The organism is Enterobacter sp. SENG-6 (assembly GCF_001605945.1).
Lineage (GTDB): Bacteria > Pseudomonadota > Gammaproteobacteria > Enterobacterales > Enterobacteriaceae > Enterobacter > Enterobacter cloacae.
This window is the reverse complement of record NZ_LOMM01000015.1, coordinates 48,542-62,766: the sequence shown is the minus strand read 5'-3', so window position 1 is coordinate 62,766 and position 14,225 is coordinate 48,542. Positions and strand designations below refer to the sequence as shown.

12 protein-coding genes are annotated in these 14,225 nt (G+C 53.9%); all 12 read left to right on the top strand.

What is annotated here, in order from left to right; all coding sequences use genetic code 11:
- Window positions 1-228 precede the first annotated feature (228 nt).
- The 12 genes from rho to thrP all read left to right on the top strand — a co-directional run bounded on the left by rho (window position 229) and on the right by thrP (window position 14,161).
- A complete protein-coding gene (rho, locus tag AX755_RS09435) occupies window positions 229-1,488 on the top strand; it encodes a transcription termination factor Rho (protein ID WP_001054528.1) in 1,260 nt (419 codons plus the stop codon).
- Window positions 1,489-1,730: 242 nt separating this feature from the next.
- Complete coding sequence (wecA, locus tag AX755_RS09430; protein ID WP_058678773.1) at window positions 1,731-2,834, top strand: UDP-N-acetylglucosamine--undecaprenyl-phosphate N-acetylglucosaminephosphotransferase; 1,104 nt, start codon at window positions 1,731-1,733, stop codon at window positions 2,832-2,834.
- A gap of 12 nt (window positions 2,835-2,846) precedes the next feature.
- Window positions 2,847-3,893, top strand: coding sequence for an ECA polysaccharide chain length modulation protein (wzzE, locus tag AX755_RS09425; protein ID WP_062856643.1), 1,047 nt, complete (start codon window positions 2,847-2,849; stop codon window positions 3,891-3,893).
- Window positions 3,894-3,949: 56 nt separating this feature from the next.
- Window positions 3,950-5,080 (top strand): non-hydrolyzing UDP-N-acetylglucosamine 2-epimerase, encoded by a 1,131-nt coding sequence (wecB, locus tag AX755_RS09420; protein WP_038985275.1) that lies wholly within the window; start codon window positions 3,950-3,952, stop codon window positions 5,078-5,080.
- Window positions 5,077-6,339: a UDP-N-acetyl-D-mannosamine dehydrogenase gene (wecC, locus tag AX755_RS09415; protein ID WP_062856642.1), complete on the top strand. Its 1,263-nt coding sequence runs from the start codon at window positions 5,077-5,079 to the stop codon at window positions 6,337-6,339. Before wecB ends, wecC begins: the two co-directional genes overlap by 4 nt.
- Window positions 6,336-7,013: a dTDP-4-amino-4,6-dideoxy-D-galactose acyltransferase gene (gene rffC / locus AX755_RS09410; protein ID WP_062856641.1), complete on the top strand. Its 678-nt coding sequence runs from the start codon at window positions 6,336-6,338 to the stop codon at window positions 7,011-7,013. The genes wecC and rffC overlap by 4 nt, the downstream gene beginning before the upstream one ends.
- Before the next feature lie 4 nt (window positions 7,014-7,017).
- A complete protein-coding gene (rffA, locus tag AX755_RS09405) occupies window positions 7,018-8,148 on the top strand; it encodes a dTDP-4-amino-4,6-dideoxygalactose transaminase (RefSeq protein WP_014833721.1) in 1,131 nt (376 codons plus the stop codon).
- A 1-nt stretch (window position 8,149) separates the two neighbouring features.
- Window positions 8,150-9,400 carry a lipid III flippase WzxE gene (gene wzxE / locus AX755_RS09400; RefSeq protein WP_013099272.1) on the top strand — a complete coding sequence of 417 codons (1,251 nt, stop codon included), beginning with the start codon at window positions 8,150-8,152 and terminating at the stop codon, window positions 9,398-9,400.
- The gene (locus AX755_RS09395) at window positions 9,397-10,476 is read left to right on the top strand and encodes a TDP-N-acetylfucosamine:lipid II N-acetylfucosaminyltransferase (protein WP_062856640.1); all 1,080 of its coding nucleotides are present in this window, start codon (window positions 9,397-9,399) and stop codon (window positions 10,474-10,476) included. Before wzxE ends, AX755_RS09395 begins: the two co-directional genes overlap by 4 nt.
- Window positions 10,473-11,825, top strand: coding sequence for an ECA oligosaccharide polymerase (gene wzyE, locus AX755_RS09390; protein WP_014833719.1), 1,353 nt, complete (start codon window positions 10,473-10,475; stop codon window positions 11,823-11,825). The genes AX755_RS09395 and wzyE overlap by 4 nt, the downstream gene beginning before the upstream one ends.
- Before the next feature lie 12 nt (window positions 11,826-11,837).
- Window positions 11,838-12,578, top strand: coding sequence for a lipopolysaccharide N-acetylmannosaminouronosyltransferase (wecG, locus tag AX755_RS09385; RefSeq protein WP_023619874.1), 741 nt, complete (start codon window positions 11,838-11,840; stop codon window positions 12,576-12,578).
- Window positions 12,579-12,775: 197 nt separating this feature from the next.
- Window positions 12,776-14,161: a bifunctional threonine/serine APC transporter ThrP gene (thrP, locus tag AX755_RS09380; RefSeq protein WP_023619875.1), complete on the top strand. Its 1,386-nt coding sequence runs from the start codon at window positions 12,776-12,778 to the stop codon at window positions 14,159-14,161.
- Window positions 14,162-14,225 lie beyond the last annotated feature (64 nt).

The window sequence follows — 14,225 nt, the reverse complement described above, 5'->3', positions numbered from 1 at the left end:
CTTGTTTTACCCGAAACTTCCCGTTGTTAACATAAACAGTGCGTGAAGTGGCTAAATTCCGGGCTTGTCACTCAATCCGTCTTGTCGTTTCAGATCTGCGTTCTTTCCCTGTGACCAGACAGCGAACAGACATGAGTTGATGGCCGCTAAACAGGCATGGATGACCCTGCCATACCATTCACAACATTAAGTTCGAGAATCACCCCGAGTTTAAGAACCCACACCATTATGAATCTTACCGAATTAAAGAATACGCCGGTTTCTGAGCTGATCACTCTCGGCGAAAATATGGGACTGGAAAACCAGGCTCGTATGCGCAAGCAGGACATCATTTTCGCCATCCTGAAGCAGCACGCTAAGAGTGGCGAAGATATCTTTGGCGACGGTGTGCTGGAGATATTGCAAGACGGATTTGGTTTCCTCCGCTCTGCAGACAGCTCCTACCTCGCCGGCCCTGACGACATCTACGTATCCCCCAGCCAAATCCGCCGTTTCAACCTCCGCACTGGTGACACCATTTCAGGTAAGATTCGTCCTCCAAAAGAGGGTGAACGCTACTTTGCGCTGTTGAAAGTTAACGAAGTTAACTACGACAAACCGGAAAACTCGCGTAATAAGATCCTCTTCGAGAACTTAACGCCGCTGCATGCGAACTCTCGTCTGCGTATGGAGCGTGGTAACGGTTCTACCGAAGACTTAACCGCGCGCGTGCTGGATCTGGCTTCGCCAATTGGTCGTGGTCAACGTGGTCTGATTGTGGCACCGCCAAAAGCGGGTAAAACCATGCTGCTGCAGAACATCGCGCAGAGCATTGCCTACAACCACCCTGACTGTGTGCTGATGGTACTGCTGATTGACGAACGTCCGGAAGAAGTGACCGAGATGCAGCGTCTGGTGAAAGGTGAAGTTGTGGCGTCGACCTTTGACGAACCGGCATCCCGTCACGTTCAGGTTGCGGAAATGGTTATTGAGAAGGCGAAACGCCTGGTTGAGCACAAGAAAGACGTTATCATTCTGCTCGACTCCATTACCCGTCTGGCGCGTGCCTACAACACCGTGGTTCCGGCTTCCGGTAAAGTACTGACTGGTGGTGTGGATGCCAACGCCCTGCATCGTCCGAAGCGCTTCTTCGGTGCTGCACGTAATGTGGAAGAGGGCGGTAGCCTGACCATCATCGCGACGGCTCTTATCGATACCGGCTCCAAAATGGACGAAGTGATCTACGAAGAGTTTAAAGGGACAGGTAACATGGAACTGCACCTCTCTCGTAAGATTGCAGAAAAACGTGTCTTCCCGGCTATCGACTACAACCGTTCCGGTACCCGTAAGGAAGAGCTGCTCACCACTCAGGAAGAGCTGCAGAAAATGTGGATCCTGCGCAAAATTATCCACCCAATGGGTGAAATCGACGCAATGGAATTCCTCATTAACAAACTGGCGATGACCAAAACCAACGACGATTTCTTCGACATGATGAAGCGCTCGTAACGCAAATAAAGCCAGTGAACGCCACGTTTTTACGTGGCGTTTTTCTTTTATGGACTATACGCTATTACCACACACTCCCAATTTTGACCGGTCGGTGCGACAATTAAGACTATTGGCACAGTAAAAACATTAATTGTCTGAATAATAAACAAATGGGGTTGTTAGAGGTTTGCTTTATGCCTTCAGGCTTTGCGCCTTCATGGTTATACTTCCGCGACTAACATTTGTTGAGAACATCCATTGTGGACCTACTTGATACGTTTACTGAACTTACCAGTATTTTTTTATTCACCACCTGCTTTCTGTTTTTTGCACGTAAGGTGGCGAAATATCTGGGGTTAGTGGATAAACCCAACTTCCGGAAGCGCCATCAGGGGATGATCCCTCTTGTAGGGGGAATCTCTGTTTTTGCTGGCCTTTGCTTCACCTTCACCATTGCTGACTACTATGTTCCGCATGTTAAGTTGTACCTGATGTGTGCGACGGTGTTGGTTTTGGTTGGGGCGCTCGACGATCGTTACGACATCAGTGTCAAAATTCGCGCTATCGTTCAGGCCGCGGTCGGTATTGCTATGATGGTGTTCGCAAAGCTTCATCTAAGCAGCCTCGGCTATATTTTTGGGTCGTGGGAGATGTTACTGGGCCCGTTTGGCTATTTCCTGACACTATTTGCTGTATGGGTTGCAATAAACGCATTCAACATGGTGGACGGCATAGATGGCTTGCTCGGTGGATTGTCCTGCGTCTCATTTGCTGCTATCGGTTTCATTTTATGGTTTGACGGTCAATACAGCCTGGCCATGTGGTGTTTTGCCATGATCGCGGCCATCCTTCCTTATATCTTATTAAATCTGGGAGCGTTAGGCCGCCGATACAAAGTGTTTATGGGTGATGCCGGTAGCACTCTGATCGGCTTTACAATCATCTGGATCTTGCTGGAAACCACACAAGGTAAAGTCCATCCCATTAGCCCGGTAACCGCGTTATGGATCATTGCCATCCCATTGATGGATATGGTTGCGATTATGTATCGCCGATTGCGTAAAGGGATGAGCCCGTTCTCCGCTGACCGCCAGCATATTCATCATTTAATCATGCGAGCCGGGTTCACTTCCCGTCAGGCATTTGTGCTTATTACACTGGCTGCTGCTATTCTGGCGGGAATTGGTGTGGCAGCAGAATACGTACAGTTTGTACCTGAGTGGGTTATGTTGGTACTGTTCTTGCTAGCGTTTTCTCTGTATGGCTATTGCATTAAACGCGCATGGAAAGTCGCTCGTTTCATTAAGCGTGTAAAACGCAGGATGCGTCGAAATAGTGGTAATAATCCAACTTTAACTAAATAAACTGGGATTGTGATGACTCAACCGTTGGTGGGAGCAAAATCAGAGATGACCGAGAATGAGCTGGATATACGTGGCTTGTTTCGCACTTTATGGGCTGGGAAACTGTGGATTGCAGGCATTGCACTGGGCTTCGCGTTAATTGCACTCGCGTATACCTTTTTTGCAAAACAGGAATGGAGTGCAACGGCGATAACTGACAAACCCACTGTTAACATGTTGGGGGGATACTATTCCCAGCAGCAGTTCCTGCGCAACCTGGATATCAAGGCAAATCTGGCGACGCCCGATCAGGCTTCCGTCATGGATGAGGCGTATAAAGAGTTTGTCATGCAACTGGCCTCCTGGGACACGCGTCGTGATTTCTGGAGCCAGACGGATTATTACAAGCAACGCATGGTGGGCAACAGCAAAGCCGATGCCGCGCTGCTGGATGACCTGATTAACAACATTCAGTTTATGCCGGGCGATGCGCTGCGTAATGTTAATGACAGCGTCAAACTGATTGCAGAGACGGCGCCGGATGCCAATAACCTGTTGCGCCAGTATGTCGCTTTTGCCAGCCAGCGCGCCGCAAGTCATCTTAATGAAGAACTCAAAGGCGCCTGGGCGGCCCGTACCATCCAGATGAAAGCGCAGGTAAAACGTCAGGAAGAGGTGGCTAAAGCCATATTCTCCCGCCGTGTTCATAACATTGAACAGGCACTCAAAATTGCGGAACAGCACAATATTTCTCGCAGCGAAACGGACGTTCCGGCGGATGAACTGCCTGATTCTGAAATGTTCCTGCTTGGTCGTCCAATGCTGCAGGCTCGTCTGGAAAACCTGCAGGCCGTTGGCCCTGATTTTGACCTCGACTACGATCAAAACCGCGCCATGCTTAACACCCTGAATGTAGGTCCAACGCTGGACCCGCGTTTTCAGACCTATCGTTATTTGCGAACGCCTGAAGAACCTGTAAAACGCGATAGCCCACGTCGTGCATTCCTGATGATCATGTGGGGGATTGTAGGCGCACTGACGGGCGCTGGCGTGGCGTTAACACGTCGTCGCACAAATTAAGAACGCCATTGACGATGAAGGCCACGGCCTTCATCGCCTAATCGAAGAGAATCGATGTGAAAGTACTTACCGTATTTGGTACCAGGCCGGAGGCCATCAAGATGGCGCCTCTGGTGCATGCGCTGGCCAGCGATCCTGATATTGAAGCGAAAGTGTGCGTTACGGCGCAACACCGGGAGATGCTCGATCAGGTTTTAACGCTCTTTTCCATCGTCCCGGACTACGATCTGAATATTATGAAGCCGGGGCAGGGATTAACGGAGATTACCTGCCGTATCTTGCAAGAGCTTAAGCCCATTCTGGAATCCTTTAAGCCTGATGTTGTGCTGGTGCATGGCGACACCACCACTACTGTGGCGGCCAGCATGGCTGCGTTTTATCAACGTATTCCTGTCGGCCACGTTGAAGCGGGCCTGCGCACCGGCAACCTTTATTCGCCGTGGCCGGAAGAAGCCAACCGCACGCTTACCGGACATCTGGCGATGTACCACTTTGCACCCACCGAAAATTCGCGCCAGAACTTGCTGTGTGAAAATATCGCCGACAATAAAATCTTTGTGACCGGCAATACGGTTATTGATGCCCTGATTTGGGTGCGTGACCGTGTGCTTGCTAACAACGAACTTCAGGCAGAACTCGCTGCGCGCTACCCGTTCCTGAACAACGGCAAAAAAACCATTCTGGTCACCGGCCACCGTCGTGAAAGCTTTGGCCGGGGTTTCGAGCAAATCTGTCATGCGCTGGCTGAAATCGCCGCGCAAAACGAAGATGTGCAGATTGTCTATCCGGTGCATCTCAACCCTAACGTCAGCGAACCGGTCAACCGCATTCTGGGGCATGTTGAAAATGTCCTTCTGATTGAGCCGCAGGACTACATGCCGTTTGTCTGGCTTATGAATCATGCCTGGCTGATCCTCACTGATTCAGGCGGTATTCAGGAAGAAGCACCTTCACTCGGCAAGCCGGTGCTGGTAATGCGTGAAACCACCGAGCGCCCGGAGGCGGTAAAAGCGGGCACGGTGCGTCTGGTCGGCACGGATAAGCAGCGTATCGTCGATGAAGTGACACACCTGCTGCACGACGAAGAAGCGTATCAGGCGATGAGCCGGGCCCATAACCCGTACGGTGATGGGCTGGCTTGTGGCCGTATTTTGCATGCACTTAAACACAATCGGGTATCGCTATGAGTTTTACTACCATCTCTGTCATTGGTCTTGGCTACATTGGCTTGCCTACTGCGGCAGCATTTGCCTCTCGTCAAAAACAGGTTGTAGGCGTGGATATCAATGCGCGCGCGGTGGAAACCATTAACCGTGGCGAAATCCATATTGTGGAGCCCGATCTCGACCGCGTGGTCAAAGAGGCCGTTGATGGGGGATACCTGCGCGCCAGTACCACGCCGGTTGAAGCCGATGCTTATCTCATTGCTGTGCCGACGCCATTCAAAGGCGACCATGAACCCGACATGGTCTACGTCGAGGCTGCTGCGAAATCTATTGCACCTGTGCTCAAGAAAGGGGCGCTGGTGATCCTGGAGTCCACTTCTCCGGTTGGCGCAACCGAGCAGATGGCACAGTGGCTGGCAGAAGCCCGGCCGGATTTAAGCTTCCCGCAGCAGGCGGGAGAGCAGGCCGATATCAATATCGCCTACTGTCCGGAGCGCGTGCTGCCGGGGCAGGTGATGGTCGAACTGATTAAAAACGACCGCGTGATTGGCGGGATGACGCCTGTTTGTTCCGCTCGTGCCAGCGTGCTGTACAAGATTTTCCTCGAAGGCGAATGCGTGGTGACGAACTCCCGTACCGCAGAAATGTGCAAACTGACGGAAAACAGCTTCCGCGACGTGAACATCGCTTTTGCCAACGAACTGTCGCTCATTTGTGCCGATCAGGGGATTAACGTCTGGGAATTAATCAGCCTGGCGAATCGTCATCCGCGCGTTAACATTCTGCAGCCAGGCCCGGGCGTGGGCGGTCACTGTATCGCCGTCGATCCATGGTTTATCGTGGCGCAAAACCCCGATCAGGCACGCCTGATCCGCACCGCGCGCGAAGTTAACGACAGCAAGCCACACTGGGTTCTCAACCAGGTTAAAACCACGGTGGCAGATTGTCTGGCTGAGAGTGGCAAACGGGCCAGCGAACTGAAAATTGCCTGTTTTGGCCTGGCATTCAAACCTAACATCGACGATCTGCGCGAAAGCCCGGCGATGGAAATTGCTGAGATGATTGCCCAATGGCACACGGGCGAAACGCTGGTGGTCGAGCCGAATATTCATGAACTGCCGGCAAAACTGGCGGGGCACTGCACGCTTACCGCGCTGGATGACGCGCTGGCCACGGCGGACGTACTGGTGCTGCTGGTGGATCATAAAGAGTTTAAAGCGACCCCCGCTGATGCCGTACAGCAGCGTTACATTGTTGATACCAAAGGTGTCTGGCGTTGAGCAACCTGAACGGGATGCTTGAGTCCCTTGAGTGGGAGAGCCATTTTTTTGGCCTGCCTTCAGCCATTCTGCGTCTGCGCGAAACTGCACCGGCACTGACTGACGCCGACTTTCGCGTCTGGCAGCGGGTACAGGCGAAGATCCCGGCGGACCGCACCGACCTGCTTGATGCGCTTCAGCAACACGGTTTTCAGCTGGTGGAAGGCGAAGTGGATCTTGCCATTACGCTAACCCGGCATGAGGCGCCAGGTGCGGAGGTTGCCGCTAAGCAGGATATCCCGGTGCTGCGCGAAATGGCGGCGCAGGCGTTTGCCCGCAGCCGCTTTCGTGCCCCCTGGTATGCACCTGAGGACAGCGGACGTTTCTATGCCCAGTGGATTGAGAATGCGGTAAAAGGGACGTTCGATCATGTTTGTCTGGTGTTCCGCGCGGCGGACGGCCAAATTCAGGCTTTTGTTTCGCTTCGCAAGCTCAACGAGCGCGAGGCGCGTATCGGCTTATTAGCCGGCCGGGGTATGGGCGAGAAACTCATGCAGGCGGCGCTACACTGGGCGCAGCAGCAACAGGTCTCGACGCTGCGGGTGGCAACCCAGATGGGCAACACCGCTGCGCTTAAACGTTATATTGCGAGTGGTGCCAACATCGACGCCACCGCCTACTGGTTATACAGGTGACAAGATGATTCCATTTAACGCACCACCCGTCGTGGGAACCGAACTCGACTATATGCAGTCTGCTATGGGCAGCGGCAAACTCTGCGGTGATGGTGGGTTTACCCGTCGCTGCCAGCAGTGGATGGAACAGCGTTTTCACAGCGCTAAAGTGCTGCTGACCCCTTCCTGTACGGCGTCGCTGGAAATGGCTGCGCTGTTGCTTGATATTCAGCCCGGTGATGAAGTGATTATGCCGAGCTACACCTTCGTCTCCACGGCGAACGCGTTTGTGTTACGCGGGGCGAAAATCGTCTTTGTGGATATTCGTCCGGACACCATGAATATCGATGAAACGCTGATTGAAGCGGCGATAACTGATAAAACGCGGGCGATTGTTCCGGTCCATTACGCGGGCGTGGCCTGTGAAATGGACACCATTATGGCGATCGCGAAAAAGCATAACCTGTTTGTGGTGGAAGATGCCGCTCAGGGCGTGATGTCCACCTACAAAGGACGCGCGCTCGGCACCATCGGCCATATCGGCTGCTTTAGCTTCCACGAAACCAAAAACTATACCGCAGGTGGTGAAGGCGGCGCGACGCTGATTAACGACCGCGCGCTGGTTGAGCGTGCGGAAGTGATCCGCGAAAAAGGCACCAACCGCAGCCAGTTCTTCCGTGGCCAGGTTGATAAGTATACCTGGCGCGATATTGGCTCAAGCTATCTGATGGCGGATCTGCAGGCGGCGTATCTGTGGGCACAGCTGGAGGCGGCAGAGCGCATTAACCTGCAGCGTTTGTCCCTGTGGCAGACCTATTACGACGCGCTGGCACCGCTGGCAAAAGCCGGGCGTATTGCGCTGCCGACCATTCCGGCAGACTGCGTCCACAATGCCCATATGTTCTACATCAAACTGCGCGATAACGACGATCGCAGCAAGCTGATTGCCTGGCTGAAAGAGGCTGAGATTATGGCGGTGTTCCACTACATTCCGCTGCACTCCAGCCCGGCCGGTGAAGCGTTCGGGACATTCGCGGGTGAAGACCGCTATACCACGAAAGAAAGTGAGCGTTTGCTTCGCTTGCCACTGTTCTACAACCTCGCGCCGGTTAACCAGCGTACGGTGATTAATACCCTTCTGAGCTATTTCGGCTGATATGTCTCTGGCAAAAGCATCGGTGTGGACCGCCGCGTCCACGCTTGTCAAAATTGGCGCCGGGCTGCTGGTCGTCAAGCTGTTGGCCGTCTCATTCGGCCCTTCTGGGGTGGGTCTGGCGGGCAATTTCCGCCAGCTTGTCACCGTCCTTGGGGTATTGGCCGGCGCCGGGATCTTCAACGGCGTTACGAAATACGTTGCACAGCATCAGGATGACGCAGCGCAGCTGCGCAAAGTCGTCGGCACATCGTCGGCGATGGTGTTAGGTTTCTCTACTCTGCTGGCCGCGGTGTTTCTGCTGGCGGCGGCCCCCATTAGTCAGGGGCTGTTTGGACACACGCATTATGAAGGGCTGGTGCGTCTGGTCGCTCTGGTTCAGATGGGGATCGCGTGGGCTAACCTGCTACTGGCGCTGATGAAAGGGTTTCGTGATGCTGCCGGGAACGCGCTTGCGCTGATCCTGGGCAGCGTTATAGGTGTTATCGCCTATTACTTCTGCTACCGCCTGGGCGGGTATGAAGGCGCGCTGCTGGGTCTGGCGCTGGTACCTGCGTTAGTGGTCGTTCCGGCGGCGTTTATGCTGATGCGTCGTGGCGTTATCCCCTTAAGCTACCTGAAACCGCAGTGGGACAAGGTGCTTGCGGGTCAACTGGGTAAATTTACCCTGATGGCGCTTATTACCTCCGTAACGCTGCCAGTGGCTTACGTGATGATGCGAAACCTGCTGGCGGCGCATTACAGCTGGGATGAGGTGGGAATTTGGCAGGGCGTAAGCAGCATTTCTGACGCCTACCTCCAATTTATAACGGCTTCCTTTAGCGTCTGGTTGCTGCCAACCTTATCGCGTCTGAGCTCCCGACAGGATATTACCCGCGAGATTACCCGCTCGCTGCGTTTTGTGCTTCCCGCCGTGGCGGCGGCCAGTTTTACCGTGTGGTTATTGCGCGATGTCGCCATCTGGCTGCTCTTTTCGGCGAAATTCATCGCCATGCGCGATCTGTTTGCCTGGCAGCTGGTGGGGGATGTACTGAAAGTAGGCGCTTACGTATTCGGGTATCTGGTGATTGCGAAAGCCTCGCTGCGTTTGTATATCCTGGCAGAGATAAGCCAGTTTACGCTCCTGACGGCGTTCTCACACTGGCTGATCCCGGCACACGGTGCACTGGGGGCGGCTCAGGCCTATATGGCAACCTATATCGTTTATTTCGCTGCCTGTTGCGGCGTATTTTTACTTTGGCGTAAACGCGCATGACTGCACTGATTCACATACTGGGATCGGATATCCCACACCATAACCAGACCGTTTTGCGGTTCTTCAACGATGAGCTGGCCCCGGGCAATCCCGATGCACGCGAGTTTATGGTTGCAGGCCAGGACAGGGGGCTGAGCGAGATGTGTCCGGCGCTGACGCTTACCTTCTGGCCGGATAAAGCCGCCCTGGCGAAGGCGGTTGTCGCGAAAGCGAAAGCGGATCGTGAGCAGCGCTTCTTCTTCCATGGACAATTTAATACCGGTCTGTGGCTGGCTCTCCTGAGCGGCGGGATTAAACCTTCCCAGTGCAGCTGGCATATCTGGGGAGCCGATCTCTATGAAGTCTCCCGCGGCTGGAAGTTCCGACTCTTCTACCCGCTACGGCGTATGGCGCAGGGGCGGGTTGGCTGTGTTTTCGCCACCCGTGGCGATCTCAATTACTTCGCGAAACAGCACCCCAACGTTCGCGGTGAGTTGCTCTATTTCCCGACACGCATGAACCCGGCGCTGAATAACATGGCAAACGATACGCCGCGTGAGGGTAAGCTGATGATCCTGGTGGGTAACTCTGGCGATCGCAGCAATGAGCATATTGCTGCGCTGAAGGCGGTACATCAGCAGTTTGGTGACACGGTGAATGTCGTTGTGCCGATGGGCTATCCGGCCAATAATGATGCTTACATCAATGACGTTCGCCAGCAGGCCCTGGGATTGTTTAGCCCGGAGAATGTGAACATCCTGCGCGATAAGCTGGAATTTGATGAATATCTGGCGCTGCTTCGCCAGTGCGATCTCGGCTATTTCATCTTTGCCCGCCAGCAGGGAGTTGGCACGCTGTGCCTGCTGATTCAGGCAGGCGTTCCCTGTGTGCTTAATCGCGATAATCCGTTCTGGCAGGATATGGCTGAACAACACATTCCGGTGCTGTTCACCACGGATACCCTGAACGTGGAGGTGGTACGCGAAGCTCAGCGTCAACTGGCGCTGGTGGATAAAAGTACCATCGATTTCTTTAGCCCGAACTATCTTACGCCGTGGCACCGTGCGCTGCGTATCGCTTCAGGAGACAACGCATGAGCCAGTTGCAATTCAGCGGCTTGTTAGTGGTATGGCTTCTGAGCACGCTATTTATCGCCACTCTGACCTGGTTTGAGTTCCGCCGCGTGCGTTTTAACTTTAACGTCTTCTTCTCGTTACTGTTTCTTTTGACCTTCTTCTTCGGTTTTCCGCTGACCAGTATTCTGGTTTTCCGTTTTGACGTGAGTGTCGCGCCGCCGGAAATCCTGCTCCAGGCACTCTTGTCGGCGACCTGCTTCTATGCGGTGTACTACGTCACCTATAAAACGCGTCTGCGTGCGGTGAAAGCGAGTGCGCCGCGTCGTCCGCTGTTCACCATGAACAGGGTAGAGACCCATCTGACGTGGGTAATGCTGATGACCATCGCGCTGGTCAGCGTGGGGATCTTCTTCATGCATAACGGCTTTTTGCTGTTTAAGCTGCACTCCTACAGTCAGATTTTTTCTGCCGAAGTTTCGGGCGTGGCGCTTAAGCGCTTCTTCTATTTCTTCATCCCGGCAATGCTGGTGATCTTTTTCCTGCGCCAGGACAGTAAGGCCTGGCTCTTCTTCCTGGTGAGCACGGTCGCCTTTGGTTTCCTGACCTACATGATTGTGGGTGGGACGCGCGCCAACATTATTATCGCCTTTGCGATTTTCCTGTTTATCGGCATCATTCGCGGATGGATCTCCCTGTGGATGCTGGCGGCAGCGGGCGTGTTTGGCATTGTGGGGATGTTCTGGCTGGCCCTTAAGCGCTATGGACTGAACGTGGCCGGTGACGAAGCGTTTTACACCTTCCTGTATCTCACGCGCGACACCTTCTCGCCGTGGGAAAACCTCGCTTTACTGCTGCAAAACTACGACAAAATCGATTTCCAGGGGCTGGCGCCCATTGTGCGTGACTTCTATGTGTTTATCCCGTCGTGGCTGTGGCCTGACCGCCCGGGTGCCGTGCTCAACACAGCGAACTACTTCACCTGGGAAGTGCTGAACAACCATTCAGGTCTGGCCATTTCCCCTACGCTGATTGGTTCGCTGGTGGTCATGGGCGGAAGCTGGTTTATTCTGCCGGGCGCGGTTGTGGTAGGGCTGATTATCAAATGGTTTGACTGGCTCTATGTGCTCGGCAACGAAGAGACCAATCGCTACAAGGCCGCCATTTTGCACAGTTTCTGCTTTGGTGCCATTTTCAATATGATCGTTCTGGCGCGCGAGGGGCTGGATTCCTTCGTCTCGCGCGTGGTTTTCTTCATGGTCGTTTTCGGCGTCTGCCTGCTGCTGGCCAAACTGCTGTACTGGTTGTTTGACAGTGCAGGGCTTGTGCATAAGCGCGAGCCACAGGGCAGCAGAACGCTGTCGCAAGTCTGAGTAAGGATAGTCATGACCGACACAACCTCTGCACCGCGCTACGCGCTGCGTGGCCTGCAGCTTATTGGCTGGCGCGATATGCAACACGCGCTGGATTTTCTCTTTGCGGGTGGCCAGATGAAATCCGGTACGCTGGTCGCCATCAATGCGGAGAAGATGCTGGCGGTAGAAGATAACGCTGAAGTCAGAAGTTTGATAGACGCCGCCGAGTTTAAATACGCGGACGGTATCAGCGTGGTACGCTCGATCCGCAAAAAGTTTCCTGGTGCTAATGTTTCACGCGTCGCGGGGGCCGATCTCTGGGAACAGCTGATGGCACGTGCAGGGGCAGAAGGCACGCCCGTATTTCTTATTGGCGGTAAGCCTGAGGTCCTGGCGCAGACCGAGCAGAAACTGCGGCGTCAGTGGAATGTTAATATTGTGGGTAGCCAGGACGGCTATTTTAAACCAGAGGATCGGCAGGCGCTTTTTGACCGCGTGCGCGACAGCGGGGCGAAAATTGTCACCGTGGCGATGGGCTCACCGCGCCAGGAAATTTTGATGCGTGATTGCCGTCTGGTTTGCCCGGATGCCCTCTATATGGGCGTCGGCGGGACCTATGACGTCTTCACTGGCCATGTAAAACGTGCGCCGAAGGTATGGCAAAACCTGGGACTGGAGTGGCTGTACCGCCTGCTGTCGCAACCAACACGTATTAAACGCCAGCTCCGTCTGCTGCGTTATCTCGCCTGGCACTACACCGGGAAAATGTAATCAAAATGTAGCGCGATATGCTGTTCGCGCTGCAACTCCCCTGCAAAACTGCTGCGAAACTGTGCAATGCATTTATTTTTTTAATGCATTGTTTGCCATTTTGCAGAATTTAAGAAACCATTCGCTCCGTATTTTAGTACCCCTAAAAAACAATACCTGGTATTAAGCCGGGAAACAGCAAACACAACCGAGGATCTATGGCAGAGAAAAAACCGGAGCTACAGCGTGGGCTGGAAGCTCGTCATATTGAACTGATAGCGCTGGGCGGCACTATTGGTGTGGGCCTGTTTATGGGCTCTGCAAGCACGCTCAAATGGGCCGGGCCATCCGTTCTGCTGGCATATATTATTGCTGGCCTGTTCGTTTTCTTCATCATGCGTTCGATGGGCGAAATGCTCTTCCTGGAGCCAGTGACCGGCTCTTTCGCCGTCTATGCGCACCGCTACATGAGCCCGTTCTTCGGCTACCTGACGGCCTGGTCATACTGGTTTATGTGGATGGCGGTGGGTATCTCGGAGATTACCGCAATCGGGGTGTATGTGCAGTTCTGGTTCCCGGATATGGTCCAGTGGATACCGGCGCTGATTGCTGTGGGGCTGGTGGCAATGGCAAACCTGGCAGCCGTTCGCCTTTATGGTGAAATCGAGTTCTGGTTTGCGATGATTAAAGTCACCACCATCATCGTGATGATTGTGGTTGGACTCGGCGTCATCTTCTTCGGCTTTGGCAACGGTGGTCACGCGATTGGCTTCGGTAACCTGACCGAACACGGCGGCTTCTTCGCTGGTGGCTGGAAAGGCTTCCTGACGGCGCTGTGTATCGTTGTCGCGTCCTATCAGGGCGTTGAGCTTATCGGTATTACAGCCGGTGAAGCGAAGAACCCGCAGGTCACGCTGCGTAGTGCGGTGGGTAAGGTGCTGTGGCGTATCCTGATTTTCTATGTGGGGGCGATCTTCGTTATCGTGACCATCTTCCCGTGGAATGAGATCGGCACGACAGGCAGCCCGTTTGTCTTAACATTCGCTAAGATAGGTATTACGGCGGCAGCAGGTATCATCAACTTTGTCGTCCTGACCGCGGCGTTGTCTGGCTGTAACAGCGGAATGTACAGCTGTGGTCGTATGCTCTATGCGCTTTCGAAGAACAACCAGTTGCCTGCGGCAATGAGTAAAGTGTCCCGCGCGGGTGTGCCTGTTGCGGGTGTGGCGGTGTCGATTGCCATCCTGCTGATTGGCTCATGCCTGAACTACATTATTCCAAACCCGCAGCGCGTATTTGTTTATGTCTACAGCGCCAGCGTGCTGCCGGGGATGGTGCCGTGGTTCGTTATTCTGATTAGCCAGCTGCGTTTCCGCCATGCGCATAAACAGGCGATTGCCAGCCATCCGTTCCGCTCGATTCTGTTCCCGTATGCGAACTATTTGACGATGGCGTTCCTGATTTGCGTATTAATCGGGATGTACTTTAATGATGATACCCGCATGTCGCTGTTTGTCGGGATGATCTTCCTGGCGGCAGTCACTGCAGCCTATAAGCTATTTGGGCTGGGGCGCCGCGCCACCACGCAGAAAGTGGAGGAATAAGCGGCAAAATGTGCAAACCATAACCAAACGCGCATTTTTTTCAAAAAAGCACTAGACAGCGGGG

Excerpts from the sequence above, each read along its gene's own strand:
- AX755_RS09395 (WP_062856640.1), top strand. The coding sequence starts at position 9,397 with ATGACTGCACTGATTCACATACTGGGATCGGATATCCCACACCATAAC.
- rffA (WP_014833721.1), top strand. The coding sequence starts at position 7,018 with ATGATTCCATTTAACGCACCACCCGTCGTGGGAACCGAACTCGACTAT.
- wecC (WP_062856642.1), top strand. The coding sequence starts at position 5,077 with ATGAGTTTTACTACCATCTCTGTCATTGGTCTTGGCTACATTGGCTTG.
- thrP (WP_023619875.1), top strand. The coding sequence starts at position 12,776 with ATGGCAGAGAAAAAACCGGAGCTACAGCGTGGGCTGGAAGCTCGTCAT.
- wzzE (WP_062856643.1), top strand. The coding sequence starts at position 2,847 with ATGACTCAACCGTTGGTGGGAGCAAAATCAGAGATGACCGAGAATGAG.
- rho (WP_001054528.1), top strand. The coding sequence starts at position 229 with ATGAATCTTACCGAATTAAAGAATACGCCGGTTTCTGAGCTGATCACT.
- wzyE (WP_014833719.1), top strand. The coding sequence starts at position 10,473 with ATGAGCCAGTTGCAATTCAGCGGCTTGTTAGTGGTATGGCTTCTGAGC.
- wecG (WP_023619874.1), top strand. The coding sequence starts at position 11,838 with ATGACCGACACAACCTCTGCACCGCGCTACGCGCTGCGTGGCCTGCAG.
- wzxE (WP_013099272.1), top strand. The coding sequence starts at position 8,150 with ATGTCTCTGGCAAAAGCATCGGTGTGGACCGCCGCGTCCACGCTTGTC.